Origin of the sequence: Cupriavidus necator (assembly GCF_013141915.1) — a bacterium.
Classification (GTDB): Bacteria; Pseudomonadota; Gammaproteobacteria; order Burkholderiales; family Burkholderiaceae; genus Cupriavidus; species Cupriavidus necator_B.
Genome location: NZ_SROX01000002.1, coordinates 42,174 through 65,532, shown reverse-complemented (window position 1 = coordinate 65,532; position 23,359 = coordinate 42,174). Strand labels below are relative to the sequence as shown.

The window sequence follows — 23,359 nt, the reverse complement described above, 5'->3', positions numbered from 1 at the left end:
GTATCTTTCGTTGGCTTTGCACCGGGATGGGGAAGACAATGCAGGCCATCATGACGACTTCCATTTCAAACTTGTCTTCCGCATCCTCGCAGCCCTCGCATGCGCAACCGGCCGCCGGTGCAGCAGCCAGCGCTCGCTGGCGCGTGCTGGCCGTGTTCTCGCTGGGCTTCCTGGTGTCTTATATATTCCGCGGCGTCAACCTGGGCTTCGCGCCGCACCTGACGCGCGAACTCGGCCTCAATGCCGCCGACCTGGGCCTGCTCACCAGCTTCTATTTCCTTGGCTTCGCCTGCGCCCAGCTGCCGGCGGGCATCCTGCTGGACCGCTACGGTCCGCGCCGCACCGAGGCGGCGATGCTGCTGGTGGCGGTGGCCGGCTCGCTGGTGTTCGCGCTCGCGCCCGGCATGGCCGGGCTGGCCGCCGGCCGGCTGCTGATCGGCGTGGGTGTGTCGGTATGCCTGGGCGCCGCCATCCAGGCGCTGTCGATGTGGTTCCCGCTGTCGCGCATGCCCCTGCTCAACGGCGTGGTCATGGCCATCGGCGGGCTGGGCGCGGTGCTGGTCGGCACGCCCCTGTCGTGGCTGCTGGCGTTCACCGACTGGCGCACCGTCAGCATCGGCCTGGCCGGCGTGTCGCTGGCGATGGCGGCGCTGCTGTGGTTCAGCGCGCCGGACAAGCCCCGCGTCGGCAAGGAAAGCCTGCGCGAGCAGCTGCGCGGCACGCGCCAGATTCTCGGCAGCGAGCGCTTCTGGCGCGTGGTGCCGCTGACGCTGCTCAACCAGGGCGTGTTTCTGGCGGTGCAGACGCTGTGGGTGGGGGCTTTCCTGCGCGATGTGTCCGGCTACGATGCGGGCACCGGCGCCCGGCTGGTGTCGGTGATCGGCTTTGCCATGATGGCCGGCTGCGTGGGCTCGGGCTGGGCCGCGCGCCACCTGGAACGCCTCGGCGTGAGCCTCTATGCCTTTGCCGGCACCGGCATGACCGGCTTTATCGTGATCCAGCTGCTGCTGATGGCGCAGGTGCCGCTGCCGCCGGTGCTGCTGTGGGCCGCCTATGGCGTCTTTGGTTCCAGCGGCATCCTGACCTATGCGGTGCTGGCGCGCAGTTTTCCGGACGCCCTGATCGGCCGGGCCACGACGGCGCTGACGCTGACCGTATTCCTGTCGACCTTTGCCTGCCAGGTGGGCGTCGGCTACGTGCTGGACCTGTGGCCCGCCACCGGCGGCCATTACCCGAAGGCCGCGCACCTGGCGGCATGGGCTGGACTGGTGGCGCTGCAGGCGCTGGCGGCGGTGTGGTATGCGATCGGCGGGCGGCGCGCGCGCCGCGAGGCGGCTGCCGCCCGCTGAGCCGGTGTGGGCGCTACAGAAAGACCGGACGATCGTCCAGCTCGTTCGGGTTAGGCCCGCCGTCCGAGGGGAAATGCGTGGCCAGCAGGGCATGGATGCGCGCCACCGTTGCGAGCACGGGCCGCACCGACAGCTCTTGCCTGAGCCCCTGCGCCAGTTCGCCGCACAGCTCCTGCCAGATGGCCGGCCCGACGCTGGCGTCGATGCCCCGGTCGGCCAGCAGCTCGACGGCGTGGTCGGCCAGGTTGATGTAGAGCAGCACGCCGGTCTTGTCCGCGGTGTTCCAGACCTCGAGCGCGCCGAACAGGAAGCGCGCGCGTTCGCGCGGCGTGACCCCGGCCCAGGCGTCGCCGACCGGCAGGCTGGCTTCGATCACCACGCGGATCTCGCCGCGGTGGCTGGCTTCGCCGGCATGCACGGCGTGGTGAAGCTGCTGCTGCGCTTCCGGCGGAAAGTGCTTGCGCGCGGTGCCGGCCGTGGTGGCGATATGGTGCAGGGCGCGTTTGAGATGCGGCATGGTTGTCGTTCCTCGGGCTGTCACCAGTTGCCGGACGCGCCGCCGCCGTCGAAGCCGCCGCCGCCTCCGCCGCCAAAGCCGCCGCCGCTGTCACCGCCCCCGCCAAAGCCGCCGCCCCAGCCGCCGCTGCGCCGGCCCCAGTCCTGTCCCATGGTGTAGCCGCCCAGGCCGCCAAGGCCGCCGGCGATCACGTCGCGCCCGCGCCGGCTGGTGACGATCTGCGGCCCGCGCCGGCGCAGGATGGCGCTCAGGAAGAAGAACACGATGATGGCCAGCGGCAGCAGCGCCGGCAGCCATTGGTCCAGCGCCGATGCCTGCTGGCCCTTGCGCTGCGGTGCTGCCAGGCCTTCCTTGTCGATGGTGGCCTGGATCGCCGAGATGCCCGCCGCCAGCCCGCCGTAGAAGTCGTTCTGGCGGAAGTGGGGCGCCATCACGTCTTGCAGGATGCGCTTGGACATGGCGTCGGTCAGCGACCCCTGCACGCCGCGGCCCACCTCCAGCCGCATCTTGCGCAGCCCGGGCGGGTTGTCCTTGGCGATCAGTACGATCACGCCGTCGTCGATGCCCTGGCGCCCGGCACGCCAGGCGTCGGCTACGCGAATGCTATAGGCGTCGATCGGTTCCGGGTCGGTGGTGGGTACCATCAGCACGAAGATCTGGCTGCCGCGCTGCTGCTCGTATTCGGCCAGCACGTTCTCGAGCGCGCCGCGTTGCTGCGGCGTCAGCGTGCCGGTCAGGTCGGTGACGCGCTGGGTCAGCGGCGGCACCGCGACGAAGCCGTCGGCCGCCAGCGCCGGCGCGCCCAGCAGCGCCGCCAGCCACAGCAGGGCGGCGGCCAGCCAGCCAGGCAGCGCGGACCCGCGCCGGGGGGTGCCCATGGCGGTCATCCCCTCAGAACTTGACCGCGGGCGGCGTGGAGATGGCCTTCTCGTTTTCCACGGTGAAGGAAGGCTTGACCGGGTATTTGAAGATCATCGCCGTCAGGTTGGTCGGGAAGCTGCGCGCCAGCACGTTGTACTGCTGCACCGCGACGATATAGCGTTGGCGTGCCACGGTGATGCGGTTCTCGGTGCCTTCGAGCTGCGATTGCAGGTCGCGGAACGAGGCATCGGCCTTCAGCTGCGGGTAGTTCTCGGACACCGCCAGCAGCCGCGACAGCGCACCGGACAATTCGCCCTGCGCCTGCTGGAAGCGCTTGAAGGCTTCGGGGTCGTTCAGGGTTTCTGGCGAAACCTGGATGCTGGTGGCGGCGGCGCGCGCGCGGGTCACGGCTTCGAGCGTCTCGCGCTCGTGCGAGGCATAGCCCTTGACCGTGTTGACCAGGTTGGGGATCAAGTCGGCGCGGCGCTGGTACTGGTTGATGACTTCGCCCCAGGCTGCCTTGACCGCCTCGTCCTTGGTCTGGAAGTCGTTGTAGCCGCAGGCGGACAGCAGGCTGGCCAGGACCGCCAGCACCAGCCAGCGCCACACGGACAGCGGCGAGCGGGTGGGCGACGGGTGGGACGAGGGTGCGCGCATCGGAGGCTCCGGCGGTTGGACGAATCCCAAGTGTAGCGCACCGTCCTTGTGGTCATGCGTGCAGCCGGCGGCGCACCACGCGCCGCTGCCGCAAACCGCCTCAGGCCGCGGCGAAGGCCTTGCGCGCGGCGTCGAGCGTGGCTGCCAGGATGGCATCGTCGTGCTGTGCGGAGACAAAGCCAGCTTCGAAGGCCGACGGCGCCAGGTAGACGCCGTGGTCGAGCATGGCGTGGAAGAAGCGGTTGAAGCGCGCCGTGTCGCTGGTGGTCACTTCGGCGAAGCTGGCGGGCACGCCGTCGCGGAAGTAGATGCCGAACATGCCGCCGATGGCATCCGCGGCGAACGGCACGCCCGCGGCGCTGGCGGCGTCGGCCAGGCCATCGGCCAGCTTGCGGGTCTGCGCGGCCAGGCGGTCATAGAAGCCGGGGGCCTGGATCAGCTTGAGCGTGGCCAGGCCTGCCGCCACCGCCAACGGGTTGCCCGACAGCGTGCCGGCCTGGTACACGCCGCCCAGCGGCGCCAGCTTTGCCATGATGTCGCGGCGCCCGCCAAAGGCCGCCGCCGGCATGCCGCCGCCGATGACCTTGCCCAGGCAGGTCATGTCGGGCTGGATGCCGTAGTGCGCCTGGGCGCCGCCCAGCGCCACGCGGAAACCGGTCATGACCTCGTCGAAGATCAGCACCGCGCCATCGCGGCTGCACAGTTCACGCATGGCCTGCAGGAAGGCATCGCTGGCGCGCACCAGGTTCATGTTGCCGGCCACCGGCTCGACGATCACCGCGGCGATCTCGCCGGCATGCTTGGCGAAGGCCTGTTCCAGTTGCTCGACGTTGTTGTACTCCAGCACCATGGTGTGGCGCGTCACGTCGGCCGGAACGCCGGCCGACGACGGCGCGTTGCGGGTGGTGTCGGCAAAGGTCAGCAGGCCAGAGCCGGCCTTGACCAGCAGGCTGTCGGCGTGGCCGTGGTAGCAGCCTTCGAACTTGATGATCAGGTCGCGGCCGGTAAAGCCGCGCGCCAGGCGCAGCGCGCTCATGGTGGCTTCGGTGCCGGATGAGACCAGGCGCACCTGCTCGATCGACGGCACCAGCTTGCAGATTTCCTCGGCCATGATGATCTCGGCCTCGGTCGGGGCGCCGAACGAGAAGCTGTGCGCGGCGGTTTCCTGGACTGCGCGCACCACCTCCGGATGGGCATGGCCGACGATCATCGGGCCCCACGAGCCGATGTAGTCGATATAGCGCTGGCCGTCCGCGTCCCACATATACGCGCCCTCGGCGCGCGTGATGAAGCGCGGCGTGCCACCCACCGAACGGAAGGCGCGCACGGGCGAATTGACGCCGCCGGGGATGGTCTGCTGGGCGCGGTCGAAAAGCTGCTGATTACGGGACATGGCGATGAGGTGAGGACAGGACTGCAGGAGATCGTGCTCGGCGGGCCTGGGGCCTGATGCTGACATGAGGCGAAAACAGCGGAAGTTCGCTGCAATTGCCCGCCAATCGTGCGGTAACAAGGCGCTAACGGGTGCGAACACGGCGGAACTGGCCCGAATCCGGCCGTCGCTGGCTGGCGCCGGCGGCACGGTTTCGGTACCATCTGCGCTGGATTTTAATGGAGAGTGGCCAGAGCCTGTTATGGAATACAAGACTTGGATGTGCCTGATCTGCGGCTGGATCTACGACGAGGCCGCAGGCGCGCCGGAAGATGGCATTGCCCCCGGCACCCGCTGGGAGGACGTGCCGATCAACTGGACCTGCCCGGAATGCGGCGCGCGCAAGGAAGATTTCGAGATGGTCGCGATCTGAGCGGTCGCTATCTAGAAGAACCGCAACAGCGCAGGGGGCTCCCCGTCGCGCCGATGCGACAGAACGCCACCGGGGCCTGGCCGCACCGGATTGACGGCCCCCCGGCGTCTTGTCACACTCTGTTGCAAAAATGACTGGCCGTCCCTCCGCCCGCGGTGGGGAGGACGGCGGGCAGATGCGGGGATCACGCATCGCCACTGCCGGGCTCAGCCCGGCCTTGGAAGGGAAATAAAAAGATTGTCGGGGGTCCGTCGGGGCGCGCATGGGTCGCGCTGCTCCGCACGGGTGTTCTCTGGTGCTTGCCGGCGCTCCGCCAGGAGCCGCTGGTCGCGGGAACAACATGCGGGTCGCTCAAAGAGAAGAAAACCAGCGGGTCAATACCGCCGGCGCCCAGGGTGTGGCGCCTGGCGTTCCTGTGCCGGGTACCGCGCCGGACATCACGCCGGGGACCGCGCCGCAGCCGCGCCGCAAGGTGCTGGTCATCGACGATTCCAGCACCATCCGCCGTACCGCGGAAATCTTCCTGGCGCAGGCCGGGTTCCAGGTGGTGCTGGCCGAGGACGGCTTCGAGGCGCTGGCCAAGGTGGGCGAGCTGCACCCCGACCTGGTCTTCTGCGACATCCTGATGCCCCGGCTGGACGGTTACCAGACCTGTTCGCTGATCAAGAAGAGCCCGCGTTTCCACGCCATCCCCGTGATCATGCTGTCCTCGCGCGACGGCGTGTTCGACCGCTCGCGCGGCCGCCTGGTCGGCGCGCATGACCACCTTGCCAAGCCATTCACCCGCGACGCGCTGCTGCAGGCCGTGCAGGCCTGCCTGCCGTGCCAGGCCGCGGGCGCGGCGTTGCCCGCCTGAACCGCACGCACGCCATGTACGAATCGAAGGAAAACCTCATGACCGCCATTCACAAGATCCTGATCGTCGACGACTCCCCGACCGAAGCCCTGTTCATGTCCGACCTGCTCGGCAAGCGCGGCTTCAAGGTCGCGGTGGCCAGCAACAGCGAGCAGGCTTTTGCCCGCCTGCAGGCCGAAGCCTTCGACCTGATCCTGATGGACGTGGTGATGCCCGGCCAGAACGGCTACCAGGCCACCCGCGCGATCAAGCGCGACGACCGCTTCAAGGACATCCCCGTGATCATGTGCACCAGCAAGGGCCTGGACACCGACCGCATCTGGGGCATGCGCCAGGGCGCGTCGGACTACATCGTCAAGCCCGTCGACGGCGAAGAGCTGCTGGGCAAGATTGCCGCGCTGGCGCACTGAGCCGCCCGCGCCGGCCGCACGGCAAGCCACTGCCACCTGTTCCGGGGACCGCCATGAACGCGCCACGCCAAGACCTCCGCGCCCGCCAGACCCGCCTGCAGGACTACCAGGCCATGCTGGCACGGCGCCTGCGCGAGGCGCGCAGCCTGCCGGCCGCGGACAGCTACCTGGCGCTGCAGGTCGGCGCGCGCCACTGGCTGCTGCAGCTGGCCGATGCCGGCGAGGTGCTGGACATGCGCGAGCCCAGCCCGGTGCCACTGACGCAGTCCTGGTACAGCGGGCTGGTCAACGCGCGCGGCAGCCTGCTGGGGGTGATCGATTTCAGCCTGTTCTGCGGCGGCGCGCCAACGCCCTTGCAACCAGGCAGCAAGATCGTGGTGCTGTCGCGCGACCCGGAACGCGCCTGCGCGATCCTGGCCACGCGCGTGGCCGGGCTGCGCCATGCGGCTGACCTGGCTTTGCCGCACGGCGCCGCCGAGGCCTGCGGCCCCGACGCCGCGCCGGCATGGGAAGGGCAGCGCTATGCCGACCGTGAGGGACGCGACTGGCAGGTGCTGGATGTGCGCGCGCTGCTGGACGCGCCCGCCTTCCTGCAAGCGGGCCGGGCCGCCGCCTGACGCGCGCGGGCCGGTTACGGCAGGCACAGACAATGACCGCGCGCAGGCCACCGCCTGCCGCACCCGGCACGAGCCGCCGGGCATGACAACGATAAACGGAAGAGGGTGCCATGGGTTTCAAGAGATTCAGCCTGGGCCGGCGTACGCCGGCAGCCGACGCTGCCACCAGCCTCGCGCGTGAACCCGGCGTAGCCTATGCCGCGGGCCCCGAACCCGCGCCCGTGCCGCCCGCCGCCGCCGGGCTGGGCGCGACCCCGCTGGAGCACATCGGCCGCTGGCTCGGCCGCATGCCGTTCGCGTCGCAGCAGCGGCTGCTGACCGTGGGCGTGGTGGTGTCGCTGGTGGCGCTGCTGGGCTCGGTGTACCTGGATAACCGCATCGCCAACAATGGCGCCGCGCAGATCGAAGTTGCCGGCGACATGCTGATGCACTCGCAGCGCCTGGGCAAGGCGGTGCCGGTCGCGCTGCTGGGCAATGCGCAGGCCTTTACCCAGCTGCGCCAATCCAGGGACGCGCTGTCGGGCGACCTGAACGCGCTGCAGCAAGGCAGCGACGAAAAGCGCGTGCGCGCCACCACCGGTGCGGCCGAGCCGCTGCTGCAGGCGGCGATGCAGTCATGGACGCGCTCCGAGAAAAGCGCCGCCGACGTGCTGGCGCAGCAGCCGGTGCTGACCACCATCGGCCAGACCCTGCAGATCTTCAACGCCTCCAACCCCGAGCTGCTCGAAGCCGCCGAACAGGTGGCCGCGATCAAGCTGCAGTCCGGCGCCAATGCGCGCGAGGTGGCGGCCTCCGCGCAGCTGGTGATGCTGACCCAGCGCCTGGGCAAGAACCTGAACGAGTTCCTCGCCGGCGAAGGCGTCAACCCGGAGACGGCGTTCCTGCTCGGCAAGGACACCAACACGTTCCGCGAGACCCTGGACGGCCTGCTCAACGGCAGCGAGGCGCTGCGCCTGTCGGCCGCCGCCGACGAGGAAACGCGCGGCTACCTGCAGCAGCTGTCGCAGCGCTTCGAGGCGGTGCAGAAGACCACCCAGACCATCCTGCAGAATCTGCCCGGCCTGATCGCGGCCAAGCGCGCGCAGCAGCAGATCTTCAACGACAACGAAGCGCTGCGCGGCGAACTGTCGGCGCTGCAGCGCGCCTATGCGCAATCGGCGCGAAGCCGCCCGGTGACGCTGGGCGCTACCGTGGTGTCGGCCGCGCTGACGCTGCTGTGCCTGGTCGGCCTGGCGGCGCTGTACCTGCGCGATTCGCGCATGCGCGCGCTCGAAGCCGAGGCGCGCGAGCGCGAGGCCGAGGCCCGCCGGCTCGACGAAAAGCGCAACAACGACAACACCCAGAAGGCCATTCTGCAGTTGATGAACGAGCTGCAGGACATCGCCGACGGCGACCTGACGCGCCAGGCCACCGTGACCGAGGACATCACCGGCGCGATTGCCGACTCGGTCAACTACACCGTGGAAGAACTGCGCGAGCTGGTCGGCCGGGTGCAGCAGACCGCGGGCGAGGTGACGCAGGCGTCGGGGCAGGTGCAGGCCACCTCGACCCAGCTGGTGTCGACCACCGAAGAGCAGTCGCGCCAGATCCGCCAGACCGGCGAGTCGGTGGTGGAAATGGCCGACCGCATCACGCAGGTGTCGCGCGGCGCGGCCGAGTCCGCCAACGTGGCGCGCGCTTCGCTGTCCGCCGCCGAACAGGGCCAGCAGGCGGTGCAGAACGCGATTGCCGGCATGAACGACATCCGCGAGCAGATCCAGGAGACCTCCAAGCGGATCAAGCGGCTGGGCGAGTCGTCGCAGGAGATCGGTGAAATCGTCGAGCTGATCTCGGACATTACCGAGCAGACCAACGTGCTGGCGCTGAACGCCGCCATCCAGGCGGCCTCGGCGGGCGAAGCCGGGCGCGGCTTCTCGGTGGTGGCGGAAGAAGTGCAGCGCCTGGCCGAGCGCTCCGGCGAGGCCACCAAGCAGATCGGCGCGCTGATCCGCACTATCCAGACCGATACTCAGGACGCGGTGCACGCCATGGAGCGCAGCACCCAGGGCGTGGTCGAAGGCGCGCGGCTGTCGGACCACGCCGGGGCCGCGCTGCTGGAGATCGGGCGCGTGTCGCGCCAGCTGGCCGAGCTGATCGAGCAGATTTCGCAGTCCACCTCGCACGAGGCTGATCTGGCCACCACCGTCGCGCGCCATATCGAACGCATCCTGCAGGTCACCGAGCAGACCACCACCGGCACGCGCCAGACCGCGCAGTCGGTGCGCCAGCTGACCTTGCTGAGCGAGGAGCTGCGCAACTCGGTGTCGCGCTTCAAGATCGCCTGAGCGGCCGGATGACGCCTGCGACCGCTTCCGCGCACCGCGGCCCCGCGATTTATGCCAACTCCGCGCCCGCCGCCCGTTGCGGCGGGCGGACTGCGGCTGCCGTGCCGGCGCCGCACTGGAAGCCGTCATGTCCCTGAATGTTCCCGTCCCGCGCGACGCTGCCGCAGCCGGTATGCCGGCCGGAGCCGACGCCCTGCCTGAACCCGAACCCGCACCGTTGCCGGCCGGCGCGCAGGCCGCGCCCGATGCCGGCGGCGCCGCGCGCGACCTGTCCGGGCTGGCGTGGCTGGCGCCCAGCCTGCGCAGCGCGCTGGAAGAGGCCGCCGCGGAACTCGGCCACTATGTCGAGGAAGTGCGCCAGGCGCCCGAGGCGCTGGGCGCGCGCGACACCACCTCGCTGCGGCTGGCCGGCCAGCATCTGCACCAGGCCGCCGGCGCCGTGCATATCGTCGGGCTGCGCGGGACCGATCCGTATTGCCAGGCGCTGCGCCGGCTGCTCGACGGCATCGACGCCGGCACCGTTGCCGCCGGCCCCGAGGCGCTGGCAGTTTTCCGTGCCGGCGTGCAGGCGCTGGCCGAATATGTCGACGACCTGATGGCCGGCGACGACGAAGCCCCGCTGCGCCTGTTCCAGCCCTATGCGGCGGTACTCGCCAGGCTGGGCGAGGAGCGCGTGCATCCCGCCGACCTGTGGCTCGACGAGCTGCAGATGCTGCCCGGCATGCTGCTGCCGCCGAAGGGGCCCGCCGCGGTCACGCGCGCGCGCCAGCAGTTTGAGTCGGCCCTGCTCAAGGCGCTGCGCCTGCCCACGCCGTGCGCCGACGCGGTGCTGCTGCGCGAAGCCTGGCTGCCGCTGCACGCGGCGCTGGAAGCACTGCGTGCCAACGAGCAGGGCGCGCGCCGCGCCGCCGACCATCCCGACCGCGGCGTCTGGCATGTGCTGGGGCTGGTGTGCCGCGCGCTGGCGCTGGGCCTGCTGCCGTCGGACTTGCTGGCCAAGCGCCTTGCCGGGCGGGTTAACCTGTTGCTGCGCCAGTACCAGCAGGGCCATGTGCGCGTGCCGCAGGCGCTGCTGAACGATGCCGTGTTCCTGCTGGTCTGCATCGCGCAGGCCGATGGCGGCAATGACGACGCAGCGGCGCTGCGCGCCGATATCGCGCGCACGCTGGCGACGTTCCGCCTCGATGCCGCCCATGCGCAGGCCGACGCCGACTTCCGGCGGCGCTACTACGGCTGGCTTGACCCGATCGATACGCGCAACTTGCAACAGGCCGCGGCCGGGCTGGAGCATGCCGCCGCCGCCGACCACCCCGCCTGGGAGCGCGCGCTGGCTGCGCTGGCCGAGGCGGCGCAGCCGCTGGCGCAGCCGCCGCTGCAGCGTTGCCTGGCGCAGGCCGCCCTGCCGGGGCGCGAGCGCGGCGCGGGCGATGCGCTGGGCGCCGCCGGCATCGCGCTGTTCCTGTCGCGTGCGCTGGCGCTGCCGTGGCGCGTGCACGGACAGTCCGCCCATGCGGCCGCAACGCGCTTTGCCATGCAGTGCGATGCGCTGGCCGCCTGCCTGGCGGACCCTGCCGCTGCCGCGCCGCCCTGGCTGGCGCGCATGGTCGAAGAGGCGCGCGCACAGGCGCTGCGCAGCGAAGCCGTGGCGCAACTGCGCGCCCAACTGGACAGCGGCGAATCCTGGCTCGACAGCTATGACCGCAATGCGGTACGCGCCGACGGCGCCGCACACCTGCGCGACGCGCGCCAGGCCTTCGCCGCGCTGGCGGCAACGCTGGCGCAGCTGCAGGCGTCGGCGGCGCTGCCCACCGCGCTGGCCAGCGAGGCCGCGCAGGCCAGCGCTGCCGTGGCGGCCGTCATGACGCGCCTTGCCGATGCGGGCGAGCTTGCCGACGCCAACGCGCGCTCGGCGCTGCTGCGCACGGTGGCGGCGGAACTGGGCGTGGTCCATGCCTTTGCCGATACCCTTGAATTCGGCCGCGCACGCCGCGCCGACGCGTTGCCCGATGCCGAGGCCACCGGCGACGCGCAGGCGCCGCACGATCCGCTGGCCGCGGCCCGTGCCGCCGCCGACGAAGCGCTGCGCGCTGGCGCCGCCCCGGATACGCCGGCGCTGCAGCGGCTGCGTGCCGCGCTGCAGGCGCTGGCCGACCAGGCCGCCATCGACGACGATGCCGCGCTGCGCCGCCAGGCTGCCGACGCCATCACGCAGTGCAACGCCTGGCTTGCCGGCAGCGACGATGCCGGCGCGCGCATGGTGATGGCGCTGGCCGCCATCCCGGCGGATCCCGCGCCGGTCCCGGCCGGCGCCGGCACGGCGGCCGTGCCCGCCGCCGGCGACCACGCCGCCATCGACGCCGAACTGCTCGACATCTTCCTGAACGAGGCCGACGAAGTCCTGGCCGGCATCGCCGGCGACCTCGGCGCTGGCGTCGAGGCGCTGCGCGATGCCGACCTGCTCAGTCGGCTGCGGCGCGCGTTCCATACGCTCAAAGGCTCCAGCCGCATGGTTGGCCTGCATCGCTATGGCGAAGCGGCGTGGGCGGTCGAGCAGGTGATGAACCTGTGGCTTGCCGAAGCGCGCCAGCCCGCGCCGGCGCTGCTGGCGCTGCTGCGCCGCGCGCATGCCGAGCTGTCGGCATGGGTGGCGCGGCTGCATGGCGATGCCGCGGCGTGGCACGACATCGCGCCGCTGGTCGCGGCCGCCGCAGCGGTGCGCGATGCCGGCACCGCCCATGACATGGCGCCATCGCCCGTTGCGCCCGCAGTGGCTGGCGACGACGTGCCGCACGACCAGGCAGCGGCCGCCGGACCCACGGACAACGAGGCGCGCGACGGCGTCGACACCGAGGACCACGCCCCCACCGGCAACCATGCCGACACCGACACGCCCGACGCCAACGTGATTCCCTTCCGCCTGGCCGGCGGCCTCTCGGACGAGGACGACCATTACAAGGTCATCGGCCCGGTGCGTATCGGCCTGGCGCTGTACAACGTCTACCTGCAGGAGGCCGACGGCCTGCTGCGCCAGTTCGCCACCGATATCTCTGAATGGCGGCATGAAGCCCACCCTTGCCCGAGCGAGCTGGCGCTGCGCGTCGCCCACACGCTGCAGGGCAGCGCGTCGACCGTGGGCCTGGAGCCGGTGCGCGAGATTGCCGAGGCGCTGGAAGCGTTGCTGCTGCAGCTGGGCTCGCATCCGGTGGCGATGCATGGGGGCGATTTCCGCCTGCTGGAGCAGGCGGCCGAGCGCATGCGCGGCATGCTGCACCAGTTTGCGGCCGGCATCTGGCCGCAGGCCGACGGCGCGCTGCACCGCAGCCTGGTCGAATTCGGCGAGCGCGCACTGCTGCGCCCGCGCGTGGCGGTGCCCGCACCGCAGCCGCCGGCAGAGGCCGATGAAGCGATGGCGCAAGGGTTTGGCCGGTTGCCGCCCGCGGCACCGGCTTCACCCGAGGTGCCGCCAGCGGCCGGAGCCGCGGCGGCGCAGCCGGCCACCGCGCCTGACGCGGTCGTGATCGGGCTGCGCACGGCGCAGCGTGCGCCCGAGGCGCCTGCGGCACACGCACCCACCGCCGACGCCGGCAACGCACCCGATCCGGCGCTGGTGCAGATCTTCCTGGAAGAGGCGCAGGGCTCGCTGCCCGAACTGGGCAAGCTGTTGCGCGGCTGGGAAGCCGCGCCCGACGACGGGCGCCATGGCGGACTGGTGCTGCGCGCGTTGCATACGCTCAAGGGCAGCGCGCGCATGGCCGGTGCGATGGCGCTGGGGCAGGCCGCGCACGAGATGGAGACGCTGCTCGATACCAGCCTGCGCGGACAGGGACATCAGCCTGTTGCGCCGAAAGTATTCGAGCGGCTCTACACCTGGTACGACCGCATCCTGGCGCATGCCGAGGCCTTGCAGGCCGGCCGCTTGCTGCCCGCCGACGATCCCGATGTGGTCAACGGGCTGGCCGATCCCCTGCAGGCCGCAGACGCCGCCATGCCGCAGCCTGAAGCCACCGAAGCTCCCGACGCTTCCGCGGCGGCGGCCGCGGAAGCGGTGCCGGGGCCGGTGCCGGTGCCGGGGCCGGCCGGCGTGATGGTGCCGAGGCCGCCGGCCGCTGCGCTGGCCCCGCTTGCTCCGCTGGCGCCGGCCGAGGCGCAGCGCGCGCTGGTCCGCGTGCAGGCGCGCGCGCTCGACACGCTGATCAACGAGGCCGGCGAAGTCGGCGCCACGCGTGCGCGCCTGGACAGCGAGCTGGACGCAATGCGCGCCTACCTCGGCGAACTGAACGACAACGTCGCGCGCTTGCGCGGCCAGCTGCGCGAGATCGAGATCCAGGCCGAATCGCAGATGGCGTCGCGCATTGCCGACGCGCAGCACAAGCAGGAATTCGATCCGCTCGAGTTCGACCGCTTCACCCGGTTCCAGGAGCTGACGCGGATGATGGCCGAGTCGGTCAACGACGTGGCCACGGTCGAGCAGAACCTGCAGCGCGGCTTCGATCGCGCCGCGGGAGACCTGGCCGCGCAGGCGCGGCTGACGCGCGGGCTGCAGCGCGGGCTGATGCAGGCGCGCATGGTGCAGTTCGACGCGCTGGCCGAGCGGCTCTACCGCGTCGCGCGGCAGGCCGCGGCCGAGACCGGCAAGGAGGTGCGGCTGCTGATCAAGGGCGGTACGGTGGAGATCGACCGCTCGGTGCTGGACCGCATGGCCGGCCCGATCGAGCACCTGATCCGCAACGCGGTGGCGCACGGCATCGAGCCTGCCGCGCAGCGCCGGTCCGCGGGCAAGCCGGCCACCGGCGCGCTGACGCTGGAGGTGCAGCAGGAAGGCAACGAGGTGGTGCTGCATTTCATCGATGATGGCGGCGGGCTGGACCTGGCGCGCATCCGCGCCCGCGCGGTCGAGCGCGGGCTGCTGGCGCCGGACGACGACGCCAGCGAGGCGCGCCTGACCGAGATGATCTTCACCCCCGGCTTCTCCACCGCGGAGGCGGTGTCCGAACTGGCCGGCCGCGGTGTGGGCATGGACGTGGTGCGCGCTGAAACCGTGGCGCTCGGCGGGCGCGTCACCCTGGCTTCGCAGCGCGGGCAGGGCACCACCTTTACCTTGCACCTGCCGCTGACCACGGCCATCACGCAGGTGCTGGTGATCGCGCTGGGCGCGCGCCGCTATGCGGTGCCCAGCGGCATGATCGACCAGGTGCAGCAACTGCGGGCGCCGGCGCTGCTGGACGCGTATAACCAGGGCCGGCTGAACGTGGCCGGCGCCGAGGTGCCATTCTTCTACTTCGGCGCCTTGCTGGAACAGGGCCATGCCGCGAGCGCGGGGCGCAAGTACTCGCCGGTGGTGGTGGTGCGCAGCGGCGCCGAGCGCGTCGCCGTGCATGTGGACGACGTGGCCGGCAACCGCGAAGTGGTGGTCAAGCACATCGGCCCGCATCTGGCGCGGCTGGAGGGCATCGCCGGCGCCACCACGCTGGGCGATGGCGAGATCGTGCTGATCTATAACCCGGTGGTGCTGGCGCAGCGCTTCGTGCGCGAGCGTGGCCAGTCCCTGCCGCTGGATCCGCCGGCGCTGCTGCCGGCGACCCAGCCAGCGCCGCGACAAGCCGCCGTGACGGCGCAGCTGGGCGCGGTCGCGGAACTGGCGGGCGATGGCAGCGCAGAACCCGTGCGCGGCCTGGCGGTGCAGCCCACCGTGATGGTGGTGGATGACTCACTGACCGTGCGCAAGGCCGCCCAGCGCCTGCTGGGCCGCGCCGGCTACCACGTGGTGCTGGCGCGCGACGGCGTGGACGCGCTCAAGCAGCTGCAGGACACGATGCCGGACGCGATGCTGGTGGATATCGAGATGCCGCACATGGACGGCTTCGACCTGACGCGCAACATCCGTTCTGACGCGCGCACCGCGCACTTGCCGCTGGTGATGATCACCTCGCGCACCGCCGACAAGCATCGCCGCTACGCCGAGGAAATCGGCGTCAACGTGTACCTGGGCAAGCCTTATAACGAGGATGAACTGCTGGGGACGCTGCACCGCCTGCTAGGCGAGCGGGCGGCGGGGACGGCGGGATCGGTGGCGCAGATGCTGGGGGATGGGCAGGGGGGGTAGGGGCGGTTATCGCCGCTCACTTGCCCCTGTGCTGCTGCTTTGCTTCCCTCTCCCGCGTGCGGGAGAGGGAGTACCCAAGCGGTCATGCAAGGGGCGGCACTGCAGCGGCACTACCACCGCATCTGCGCGTTCTTGCTGTTGGTGCTGACCGTCATGGTCTTGGTCCGGCCCTGGTACGTCGCGCGTACGTTGTAGGTGCCCGACGGCGCCTTCAGCAGGCAGCGCGGGCCGTCGGCGACAAAGCTGGCGACTTCCTTGCCGCCGCGCATCAGCTTGACGTCGACATCCGACAGGTACTCGCCGCGGGCGCCCTGGGTAAACAGCAGGCTCATGTTGTACTTGCGTGCCTGCGATTGCAGCGCGACCTGCTCGTCCTCGGCGACGCCGCCGCAGATATAGGCCACCGGGCCGGCCTGGCGCTGCACCATCGCGTCACGTGGCGGCGGCGCGGGCGGCACGGCCACGGGCGGCCGCGGTTGCGCCGGAGCTGCCATGGGCGGCGGGGCGGGCATCGCGGGCTGCGTGCCGGCTGGCGCGGGCGTCGGCGCGGCCATCGGCGGCGGGGCCGCCGGGGCTGGTGCCGCTATGCCGGGCGCGGGCTGGGTGGCAGGCGGCATGGTCGCCGCCGGCGGTACGGTGGTGGATGGCGGGGCCGTGGCGGCGGGCGGCTCGGTCGGTGCCGCCGGCGTGGTGACGCCTGGGGTTGGCGCGATGGTGCCGGGCGCTGGCGCCGCGGCGGGCGTTGCCGGCGCGGGGGCGGCATCGACCACGGGCGCCTGGGCATGGCTGGCGGCCGGCAGCATGGCCAGCAGCGCGACCACGCCGGCGCCGAGTGCGAGCACCAGGCGCTTCACGCGCGAGCGGCGGGCCAGGCGCGCTTCCACGACCTCCAGCGAACGGGTAGGGGCAAACGGGGGCAGTTGCGGCATCGTGGCCTCCTTGGCAAGCTTCGGAATCAGATGCCCCGGAGGACCCCCTCGGGATCACTCCGGGTGTCTCTTTTCCATGCTAGGGCCCACCGATGGCCGACACTGCCGGGCGTGGTCCTACAACCGCGTCAGTCGACGGCGCTTTCGGGACGCCAAGCGGCGCCCGGGCGACTTCACTTTTGGCTCACCAGCCGCTTCGGCACCGACAGGGTCAGCGCCGCGCCCACCACCAGGCATGCGGCCAGCAGGTACATGCCGGAATCGGTGCTGTGGGTCAGGTCCTTGAGCCAGCCCACCGCGTACGGGCTCAGGAAGCCGGCAAGATTGCCCAGCGAGTTGATCAGCGCAATGCCCGCGGCAGCGCCGGTGCCGGCGAGGAAGGCGGTGGGCAGGCTCCAGAACAGCGGCAGCGTGGTCAGGATGCCGATCGTGGCCAGCGTCAGCGCCACCATCGCCAGCGTGGTATCGCCGTGCCATTGCACCGACAGCAGCAGTCCCACCGAACCGGCCAGCGCGGGCAGCGCGATATGCCAGCGGCGCTCGCCGCTGCGGTCAGCGCTATAGGCCACCAGCACCATGCCGATCACCGCGCAGCCGTAGGGGATGGCGGTCAGCAGGCCGATATCGAGCGCGCCCTTGACGCCGGTCTGCTTGATGATGGTGGGCAGCCAGAAGCTGACGCCGTACAGGCCCATCACGAAGCAGAAATAGATCGCGCTCATCAGCCACACGCGCGGGCTCGACAGCACGGTGCGAATCGGCGGGTCTTCCTTGTGCGCGTTCTCGCTGGCGATATTGCGCTCGAGCAGCGCCTTTTCTTCCGCCGACAGCCATTTGGCGTGAGTGATGCGGTCATCCAGGTAGGCCAGTACCCACAGCCCCACCAGGATCGACGGAATCCCTTCCAGCAGGAACATCCATTGCCAGCCTAACCAGCCGTTGTGGCCGTCGAAGGACTGCATGATCCAGCCCGACAGCGGCCCGCCGATCACGCCCGACAGCGCGATCGCGGTCATGAAGAAGGTGGTGGTGCGCCCGCGCCGGTTGGCCGGGTACCAGTAGGTCAGGTACAGGATGATGCCGGGGAAGAAGCCGGCTTCGGCAATGCCCAGCAGGAAGCGCAGCACGTAGAACATGGTCGGCGTGGTGACGAACATCATCGCCGCCGAGATCGCGCCCCAGGTGATCATGATGCGCGCGATCCAGATGCGCGCGCCCACCTTGTGCAGGATCACGTTGCTGGGCACTTCGAACAGGAAATAGCCGATGAAGAAGATGCCGGCACCAAGCCCGTAGACAGTCTCGCTGAACTGCAGGGCGTTCAGCATCTGCAGCTTGGCGAAGCCCACGTTGACGCGGTCCAGGTAGGCCACCACGTAGCACAGCAGCAGGAAGGGCACCAGGCGCCAGCTGACCTTGCGGTAGATGGCGTCTTCAAAGGCGGCGTCGTTGACGCCGGGGTTCACTGCGGTCGTTGTCATGCTGTCTCCTGAGGAAATGGCGTTTCTGTGTGACGCGTTCTTACAGCTACCGTACGACTGGGCAAGCGGCCGGCGCGGGTTCAGACGCAGCGGCCGCCGTCCACCTCGATGCAGGTGCCCGTGATGAAGGCGGCTTCGTCCGAAGCCAGGTACAGGCACGCATTGGCCACGTCCTGCGGCGTGGACATGCGTCCCATCGGGATGGTGGCGAGGAACCGGGCGCGGTTCTCGGGCGTGTCGGGCATGCCCATGAATTCTTCCAGCAGCGCGGTGGCGCCGATCACCGGGTTGACGCAGTTGACGCGGATATTGTCCGGGCCGAGTTCCGCGGCCATGGCCTTGCTCGCCGTGATCACCGCGCCCTTGCTGCCGTTGTACCAGACCAGTCCGGGCCGCGGCCGGATGCCGGCGGTGGAAGCGATATTGACGAACACGCCGCCGCCGCGCCGGCGGAAATGCGGGATAAAGGCGCGCGCCGACCAGTAGATGCTCTTGACGTTGACGGCGTAGACGCGGTCGAACTCGTCTTCGGTGACTTCCAGGATGGGCTTGTTGCGATGCGTGGTGCCGGCGTTGTTGACCACGATATGCACGTCGCCGAAGGTGGCGAGCGCTGCCTCGCGCATGGCCTCGGTGTCGGCTTCGCGCGAGACGTCGGCGCGAACCGCGCGGGCGCGCCCGCCGGCGTCGCGGATCGCCGCGGCGACACGCTCGGCAGCATCCTCGCGCAGGTCGGCCACCACCACGTTGGCGCCCTCGCGCGCAAAGGTATGGGCGATGCCTTCGCCGAAGCCGGAACCGCCGCCGGTGACGATCGCGACCTTGTTGGCCAGTCTCATGGCTTGTCTCCTTTATTGGTGTGCGTACTGTGTTTGCTGCTGAGTGATCAAGTCCTGCGGGTTGCTCCCTCTCCCGCTTCGCGGGAGAGGGGAGCGTCCACGACGGGCGTTGGCCCGTTCAAGCGCCATCCATGATTGGAGCTCGTTCGCTCAATGCGAAAACGGCCCACGCCCCCGCAGCGCGTTCGCCACCATCATCAGCGCCAGCAGGAAGGGCAGCGCCACGTATAGGCACCAGTGCACGCGGTCGCCCACCACATCGCCCCACTTGCGCTTGAACACCTGCAGTCGCGGCATGCCCGAAGGATTGGTGGCGCGCTTGTTGCGGACATGCCATGCCATCCAGAAAAAGAAGATGGCGAAGGCGACGGACAGGAAGTTGATGTTACCCATGTTGAATGGCGATGGTTTTCAGTGTGGTGAATCCGTACAGGGCCTCGAAGCCCTTCTCGCGGCCGTAGCCGGACTGGCCGCTGCCGCCGAAGGGCAGCTCCACGCCGCCGCCGGCGCCGTAGTTGTTGATAAAGACCTGGCCCGCGCGCAGCTTGTGCGCCAGGCGCAGCTGGCGCCCGCCGTCGCGGGTCCAGACCCCGGCCACCAGCCCGTAGGGCGTGCCGTTGGCCAGCGCGATGGCTTCGGCCTCGGTGTCGAACGGCATCGCCGCCAGCAGCGGGCCGAACACTTCTTCCTGCGCCAGCCGGTGCGCCGGCGGCACGTCGCGGAACAGCATCGGCACCTGGTAGTAGCCGGCCTCGGGTGCCTCGGCCACGATCTGGCCCTGAGCCATCACCGCCACGCCGGCGTGCTGCGCATCCGAGACGAAGTCCCATACGCGCTGCTGCTGCTTGCGGCTGATCAGCGGGCCGCATTCCAGGTCCAGCTCGGACGGGCCCACGCGCAGCGATTCGAACACCGACGCCAGCCTGTCCAGCAGCAGGTCGTAGACCGGGCGCTCCACCAGCAGGCGGCTGCCGGCCGAGCAGGTCTGGCCGGCGTTCTGCACGATGCCGTTGACCACCACCGGCACCAGCGCGTCGAGGTCGGCATCGGCAAACACGATCTGCGGTGACTTGCCACCGAGTTCCAGCGTGACCGGCACGTGGTTCTCGGCGGCCAGCTGGGACACCTGCCTGCCGGTCTGGGGCGAGCCGGTGAACGAGATATGGTTGATGCCGGGGTGGCGCGCCAGCGCGGCGCCGGCCTCGTGGCCGTAGCCGGTGATGAGGTTGAGGGCGCCTTCGGGCAGGCCGGCTTCCGCGGCGATCTCGGCCACGCGCAGCAAGGACAGGCAGGCATCCTCGGCGGGCTTGACCACGCACGCGTTGCCCGCGGCCAGCGCCGCGCCCACGCTGCGCCCGAAGATCTGCAGCGGATAGTTCCACGGGATGATGTGGCCGGTCACGCCGTGCGGCTCGCGCACCGTCAGCACGGTGTAGCCGGGGTTGTAGGGAATGGTCTGGCCGTGCAGCTTGTCGACCGCGCCGGCGTAGAACTCGAAATAGCGCGCCACCGCGCGCGCGTCTGCGCGCGCCTGGCGCAGCGGCTTGCCGGTGTCGCGGGCCTCGAGCGCGGCCAGTTCCTCCTCGTGGGCGATCAGCGCCACGGCGACGCGGTTGAGCAGGCGCACCCGCTCGGCCGGGGCCATCTGGCCCCAGGCGCCGTCGGCGGCCTGGCGCGCCGCATGGACGGCGACATTGATATCGGTGGCGTTGCCGCGCGCAATCTCGGCGAATGGCTCGCCGTTGGACGGATCGAACACCTTGATGCGCAGGCCGTTGTCGGGCGCGATCAGGCGGTTGGCGACGAAGTGCTGGGCGTGCATGGATGGCTCCGGGGCAGCAGGGTGCAACAACAGAGGGCAGGGCAGCGGGGGCGCTGCGCTATTCAGCGACGGCTGAAGAATGCGCCATTATCGCCGACGCCGGCCGGCCCGCAAGGCGCCGCGGCGGGCCGGCCTGTCAGCCTGCGGTCAGGCATGAGCCGCTATAATGCCCGCCATCCAACACACACCGCACGCATCTGGAGAACCGCATGAGCTTCAATCTCGTATCCCCGGGCAAGGACATCCCCAACGATTTCAACGTCATCATCGAGATCTCGGCCCAGAGCGATCCGGTGAAGTACGAGGCCGACAAGGAAACCGGCCTGCTGTTCGTCGACCGCTTTATCGGCACCGGCATGCGGTATCCGGCCAACTACGGCTACATCCCGCAGACGCTGTCGGGCGACGGCGATCCGGTCGACGTACTGGTGCTGTCGCCGTTCCCGATCCTGGCCGGCGCCGTGGTGCGCTGCCGCGCACTTGGCATGCTGAAGATGACCGATGAGTCGGGTGTCGACGCCAAGCTGGTGGCCGTGCCGCTCGACAAGCTGTCGCCGGCCACCGCCTACATGAAGGGCCTGTCGGACGTGCCGCAGAACCAGCTCGACCAGATCAAGCACTTCTTTGAGCACTACAAGGCACTGGAAGCTGGCAAGTGGGTGAAGGTTGAAGGCTGGGCCGGCATCGAGGAAGCCCACAAGGAAATCACCGACGGCGTGGCGAACTACAAGAAGTAAGCTGAACCGCCCCCGGCAGCCCCGCTTAGGCGGGGTTTTTTTATTGCCGCGCGCTTGATGCGCATTAGGACCCGCCCCAATGGCGTGCGCTACGCTATGCGGGTACTGACAACAGGAGTCCCCATGCATCCCGTCACCAAAGTCCAGACATCGCCGCAGACCCTGACGTCGTCGCCCCGCTATGACCGGCTCGCGGTGTCTTTCCATTGGATCGTATTCGGGCTGGTGGCGCTGGCCTATGCCGCGATCGAACTGAAGGGCAACTTCGCCAAGGGCACGCCGCCGCGCGCGCTGGCCATGGCGGTGCATGAATGGGCCGGCGCGCTGGTGCTGGTGCTGGCCGTGCCGCGCTTGCTGTGGCGCCTGGTGCACGGCGCCCCCGTGCCGGAACCGGGCGCGCGCTGGATGCAGCGGGCCGGCGCGGCCATGCACTGGGTGCTGTACCTGTTTATCCTGGCCCAGCCGCTGCTGGGCCTGCTGGCGATGAACGCCGGCGGCCACCTGCTGTCGCTGCCTGCGCTGGGCCTCGAAGTGCCCGCGCTGGTCGCGGCCGACCCGGCGCTGAAGGACACCGTCAAGGAACTCCACGAGACCCTGGGCACCGCGTTCTACCTGGTCATCGGCCTGCACGCGATGGCGGCGCTATTCCATCACTACATGCTGGGCGACCACACGCTGCGGCGGATGTGGCGCTGAGCGCAGCGTCCCCGCATCAGGCGCGCGCGAACGGGTTGCGCTCGCCCAGTTCGTCCAGGTAGGCGTCGATGCCCTGGCGCTCGCGCGCCAGGAAGCGCTCGACAGCATCGGCAAAGGCCGGGTGCGCCAGCCAGTGGGCCGAGCGCGTGGCCACCGGCAGGAAGCCGCGCGCCATCTTGTGCTCGCCCTGTGCGCCGCCCTCGAAGGTGCCGATGCCCTGTTCGATGCAGAACTCGAGCGGCTGGTAGTACGCGGTCTCGAAGTGCAGGCAGGGGTGGTATTCCAGCGCGCCCCAGTAGCGGCCATAGAGGGTGCTGACTTCGGGCGCATCGTCATAGACCAGCAGCGCGCTGGCGATCGGCTGGCCCGCGCGCTCGGCGATCACCAGCAGCAGGTGCTGCGGCATGGCGGTGCCGATGCGGCGGAAGAAGTCCAGGTTCAGGTAGGGCGTGGAATGGTGCTCGCGGTAGGTCTGGCGATAGCAGCGGTTGAAGAACTTCCACGCCTCGTCGTCGATCTCCGTGCCGCGCAGGCGGCGGAAGGTGATGCCTGCCTGGGCTACCTGCCTGCGCTCGGCGCGGATGTTCTTGCGCTTCTTCTGCGACAGCGTGGCGAGGAAGTCGTCGAAGTTGCTGTAGCCGCCATTGGTCCAGTGGAACTGCACGCCGTGCCGCATCAGCATGCCGGCCTGCTGCATCAGCGCGGCTTCGGCCTCGTCCGGAAACAGGATGTGCAGCGACGACATCTGGCTTTCAGCGGCGAGCGCCAGCGCTATCTGCAGCAGCAGCCGGCGCGCATCGGCGTCTTCGGCCAGCAGCCGCGCGCCGCGCACCGGCGTGAACGGGATCGCGGCCAGCCACTTGGGGTAGTACTCGATGCCGTTGCGGGCATAGGCGTCGGCCCAGGCCCAGTCGAAGACGTACTCGCCATAGGAGTGATCCTTGGCGTAGAGCGGCATGGCGGCCGCCAGCCGTTCCGGGCGGCCCGCCGCCGGCGGCGCCCACAAGGTCAGGTAGCGCGGATGCCATCCGGTCGCGGCGCAGGCGCTGCCACTGGCGTGCAGGGCGTGCAGGAAGGCATGCCTGAGGAAGGGCGTGGCGTCGGCGTGGCGGGCCACCAGGGCGTCCCAGGCGGCGGCGTCGATCCGGGTCAGGTCGGAGACGATTTCGGTACGGTATTCGGGGGCAGCATTGCCCGCCCCGTCGCGCTTTTGCCGTGCCGGGTGTCCGTGTCCCGGCACGCATGATTCAGACTGCATTGCACCAGTTTCCGTCTGTGATCGGTCGAGTCTACCGGAAACGCCGCGCGATGGCTGCGCTGCGCGGCAGGCGCCGGGCGGGCGTCGTAGAATGGAGC

General features: G+C 70.2%; 19 protein-coding genes. 9 read left to right on the top strand and 10 right to left on the bottom strand.

Annotation, left to right across the window (positions count from 1 at the left end):
• Positions 1–50: 50 nt before the first annotated feature.
• Complete coding sequence (locus tag E5S69_RS05255; RefSeq protein ID WP_171513978.1) at positions 51–1,349, top strand: MFS transporter; 1,299 nt, start codon at positions 51–53, stop codon at positions 1,347–1,349.
• A gap of 13 nt (positions 1,350–1,362) precedes the next feature.
• On the opposite strand, the gene E5S69_RS05250 is transcribed toward E5S69_RS05255, so the two are convergent.
• The 4 genes from E5S69_RS05250 to hemL form a co-directional block, all read right to left on the bottom strand.
• Positions 1,363–1,866 carry a TPM domain-containing protein gene (locus E5S69_RS05250; RefSeq protein WP_171513977.1) on the bottom strand — a complete coding sequence of 168 codons (504 nt, stop codon included), beginning with the start codon at positions 1,864–1,866 and terminating at the stop codon, positions 1,363–1,365.
• Between the two features lie 20 nt (positions 1,867–1,886).
• Positions 1,887–2,744 carry a TPM domain-containing protein gene (locus E5S69_RS05245; protein ID WP_171513976.1) on the bottom strand — a complete coding sequence of 286 codons (858 nt, stop codon included), beginning with the start codon at positions 2,742–2,744 and terminating at the stop codon, positions 1,887–1,889.
• A gap of 13 nt (positions 2,745–2,757) precedes the next feature.
• Positions 2,758–3,384, bottom strand: coding sequence for a LemA family protein (locus tag E5S69_RS05240; protein ID WP_171513975.1), 627 nt, complete (start codon positions 3,382–3,384; stop codon positions 2,758–2,760).
• Positions 3,385–3,484: 100 nt separating this feature from the next.
• Positions 3,485–4,777 carry a glutamate-1-semialdehyde 2,1-aminomutase gene (gene hemL / locus E5S69_RS05235; protein WP_171513974.1) on the bottom strand — a complete coding sequence of 431 codons (1,293 nt, stop codon included), beginning with the start codon at positions 4,775–4,777 and terminating at the stop codon, positions 3,485–3,487.
• 241 nt (positions 4,778–5,018) lie between these two features.
• On the opposite strand from hemL, the gene E5S69_RS05230 reads away from it, so the two are divergent.
• The 6 genes from E5S69_RS05230 to E5S69_RS05205 all read left to right on the top strand — a co-directional run bounded on the left by E5S69_RS05230 (position 5,019) and on the right by E5S69_RS05205 (position 15,499).
• On the top strand, positions 5,019–5,189 hold the full coding sequence (locus E5S69_RS05230) for a rubredoxin (RefSeq protein WP_010813017.1): 171 nt from the start codon (positions 5,019–5,021) through the stop codon (positions 5,187–5,189).
• Between the two features lie 340 nt (positions 5,190–5,529).
• Positions 5,530–6,045, top strand: a complete 516-nt coding sequence (locus tag E5S69_RS05225; protein ID WP_171513973.1) for a response regulator — start codon at positions 5,530–5,532, stop codon at positions 6,043–6,045.
• A gap of 38 nt (positions 6,046–6,083) precedes the next feature.
• Complete coding sequence (locus tag E5S69_RS05220) at positions 6,084–6,455, top strand: response regulator (RefSeq protein WP_012352035.1); 372 nt, start codon at positions 6,084–6,086, stop codon at positions 6,453–6,455.
• Positions 6,456–6,508: 53 nt separating this feature from the next.
• The gene (locus E5S69_RS05215; protein WP_171513972.1) at positions 6,509–7,072 is read left to right on the top strand and encodes a chemotaxis protein CheW; all 564 of its coding nucleotides are present in this window, start codon (positions 6,509–6,511) and stop codon (positions 7,070–7,072) included.
• A 110-nt stretch (positions 7,073–7,182) separates the two neighbouring features.
• Positions 7,183–9,396, top strand: coding sequence for a methyl-accepting chemotaxis protein (locus E5S69_RS05210; RefSeq protein WP_171513971.1), 2,214 nt, complete (start codon positions 7,183–7,185; stop codon positions 9,394–9,396).
• A 127-nt stretch (positions 9,397–9,523) separates the two neighbouring features.
• Positions 9,524–15,499 (top strand): Hpt domain-containing protein, encoded by a 5,976-nt coding sequence (locus E5S69_RS05205; protein ID WP_171513970.1) that lies wholly within the window; start codon positions 9,524–9,526, stop codon positions 15,497–15,499.
• A 110-nt stretch (positions 15,500–15,609) separates the two neighbouring features.
• On the opposite strand, the gene E5S69_RS05200 is transcribed toward E5S69_RS05205, so the two are convergent.
• From E5S69_RS05200 to E5S69_RS05180, 5 genes are all read right to left on the bottom strand, one after another.
• The gene (locus E5S69_RS05200; RefSeq protein ID WP_171513969.1) at positions 15,610–16,428 is read right to left on the bottom strand and encodes a hypothetical protein; all 819 of its coding nucleotides are present in this window, start codon (positions 16,426–16,428) and stop codon (positions 15,610–15,612) included.
• Positions 16,429–16,601: 173 nt separating this feature from the next.
• Entirely contained in the window at positions 16,602–17,909 is a 1,308-nt protein-coding gene (locus E5S69_RS05195; RefSeq protein ID WP_171513968.1) for an MFS transporter, read from the bottom strand.
• A gap of 80 nt (positions 17,910–17,989) precedes the next feature.
• Positions 17,990–18,748 carry an SDR family oxidoreductase gene (locus tag E5S69_RS05190; RefSeq protein ID WP_171513967.1) on the bottom strand — a complete coding sequence of 253 codons (759 nt, stop codon included), beginning with the start codon at positions 18,746–18,748 and terminating at the stop codon, positions 17,990–17,992.
• Positions 18,749–18,898: 150 nt separating this feature from the next.
• A complete protein-coding gene (locus E5S69_RS05185) occupies positions 18,899–19,141 on the bottom strand; it encodes a hypothetical protein (RefSeq protein WP_010813008.1) in 243 nt (80 codons plus the stop codon).
• Complete coding sequence (locus E5S69_RS05180; protein ID WP_171513966.1) at positions 19,134–20,570, bottom strand: aldehyde dehydrogenase family protein; 1,437 nt, start codon at positions 20,568–20,570, stop codon at positions 19,134–19,136. The genes E5S69_RS05185 and E5S69_RS05180 overlap by 8 nt, the downstream gene beginning before the upstream one ends.
• Positions 20,571–20,779: 209 nt before the next feature.
• On the opposite strand from E5S69_RS05180, the gene ppa reads away from it, so the two are divergent.
• Entirely contained in the window at positions 20,780–21,307 is a 528-nt protein-coding gene (gene ppa / locus E5S69_RS05175; RefSeq protein WP_013955799.1) for an inorganic diphosphatase, read from the top strand.
• 123 nt (positions 21,308–21,430) lie between these two features.
• On the top strand, positions 21,431–22,003 hold the full coding sequence (locus tag E5S69_RS05170) for a cytochrome b (RefSeq protein ID WP_171513965.1): 573 nt from the start codon (positions 21,431–21,433) through the stop codon (positions 22,001–22,003).
• 16 nt (positions 22,004–22,019) lie between these two features.
• On the opposite strand, the gene E5S69_RS05165 is transcribed toward E5S69_RS05170, so the two are convergent.
• A complete protein-coding gene (locus tag E5S69_RS05165) occupies positions 22,020–23,261 on the bottom strand; it encodes a GNAT family N-acetyltransferase (protein WP_171513964.1) in 1,242 nt (413 codons plus the stop codon).
• Positions 23,262–23,359: the final 98 nt, after the last annotated feature.

Excerpts from the sequence above, each read along its gene's own strand:
- ppa (WP_013955799.1), top strand. The coding sequence starts at position 20,780 with ATGAGCTTCAATCTCGTATCCCCGGGCAAGGACATCCCCAACGATTTC.
- E5S69_RS05255 (WP_171513978.1), top strand. The coding sequence starts at position 51 with ATGACGACTTCCATTTCAAACTTGTCTTCCGCATCCTCGCAGCCCTCG.
- E5S69_RS05210 (WP_171513971.1), top strand. The coding sequence starts at position 7,183 with ATGGGTTTCAAGAGATTCAGCCTGGGCCGGCGTACGCCGGCAGCCGAC.
- E5S69_RS05220 (WP_012352035.1), top strand. The coding sequence starts at position 6,084 with ATGACCGCCATTCACAAGATCCTGATCGTCGACGACTCCCCGACCGAA.
- hemL (WP_171513974.1), bottom strand. The coding sequence starts at position 4,777 with ATGTCCCGTAATCAGCAGCTTTTCGACCGCGCCCAGCAGACCATCCCC.
- E5S69_RS05225 (WP_171513973.1), top strand. The coding sequence starts at position 5,530 with ATGCGGGTCGCTCAAAGAGAAGAAAACCAGCGGGTCAATACCGCCGGC.
- E5S69_RS05165 (WP_171513964.1), bottom strand. The coding sequence starts at position 23,261 with ATGCAGTCTGAATCATGCGTGCCGGGACACGGACACCCGGCACGGCAA.
- E5S69_RS05170 (WP_171513965.1), top strand. The coding sequence starts at position 21,431 with ATGCATCCCGTCACCAAAGTCCAGACATCGCCGCAGACCCTGACGTCG.
- E5S69_RS05250 (WP_171513977.1), bottom strand. The coding sequence starts at position 1,866 with ATGCCGCATCTCAAACGCGCCCTGCACCATATCGCCACCACGGCCGGC.
- E5S69_RS05185 (WP_010813008.1), bottom strand. The coding sequence starts at position 19,141 with ATGGGTAACATCAACTTCCTGTCCGTCGCCTTCGCCATCTTCTTTTTC.
- E5S69_RS05215 (WP_171513972.1), top strand. The coding sequence starts at position 6,509 with ATGAACGCGCCACGCCAAGACCTCCGCGCCCGCCAGACCCGCCTGCAG.
- E5S69_RS05190 (WP_171513967.1), bottom strand. The coding sequence starts at position 18,748 with ATGAGACTGGCCAACAAGGTCGCGATCGTCACCGGCGGCGGTTCCGGC.
- E5S69_RS05230 (WP_010813017.1), top strand. The coding sequence starts at position 5,019 with ATGGAATACAAGACTTGGATGTGCCTGATCTGCGGCTGGATCTACGAC.
- E5S69_RS05240 (WP_171513975.1), bottom strand. The coding sequence starts at position 3,384 with ATGCGCGCACCCTCGTCCCACCCGTCGCCCACCCGCTCGCCGCTGTCC.
- E5S69_RS05205 (WP_171513970.1), top strand. The coding sequence starts at position 9,524 with ATGTCCCTGAATGTTCCCGTCCCGCGCGACGCTGCCGCAGCCGGTATG.
- E5S69_RS05200 (WP_171513969.1), bottom strand. The coding sequence starts at position 16,428 with ATGCCGCAACTGCCCCCGTTTGCCCCTACCCGTTCGCTGGAGGTCGTG.
- E5S69_RS05180 (WP_171513966.1), bottom strand. The coding sequence starts at position 20,570 with ATGCACGCCCAGCACTTCGTCGCCAACCGCCTGATCGCGCCCGACAAC.
- E5S69_RS05245 (WP_171513976.1), bottom strand. The coding sequence starts at position 2,744 with ATGGGCACCCCCCGGCGCGGGTCCGCGCTGCCTGGCTGGCTGGCCGCC.
- E5S69_RS05195 (WP_171513968.1), bottom strand. The coding sequence starts at position 17,909 with ATGACAACGACCGCAGTGAACCCCGGCGTCAACGACGCCGCCTTTGAA.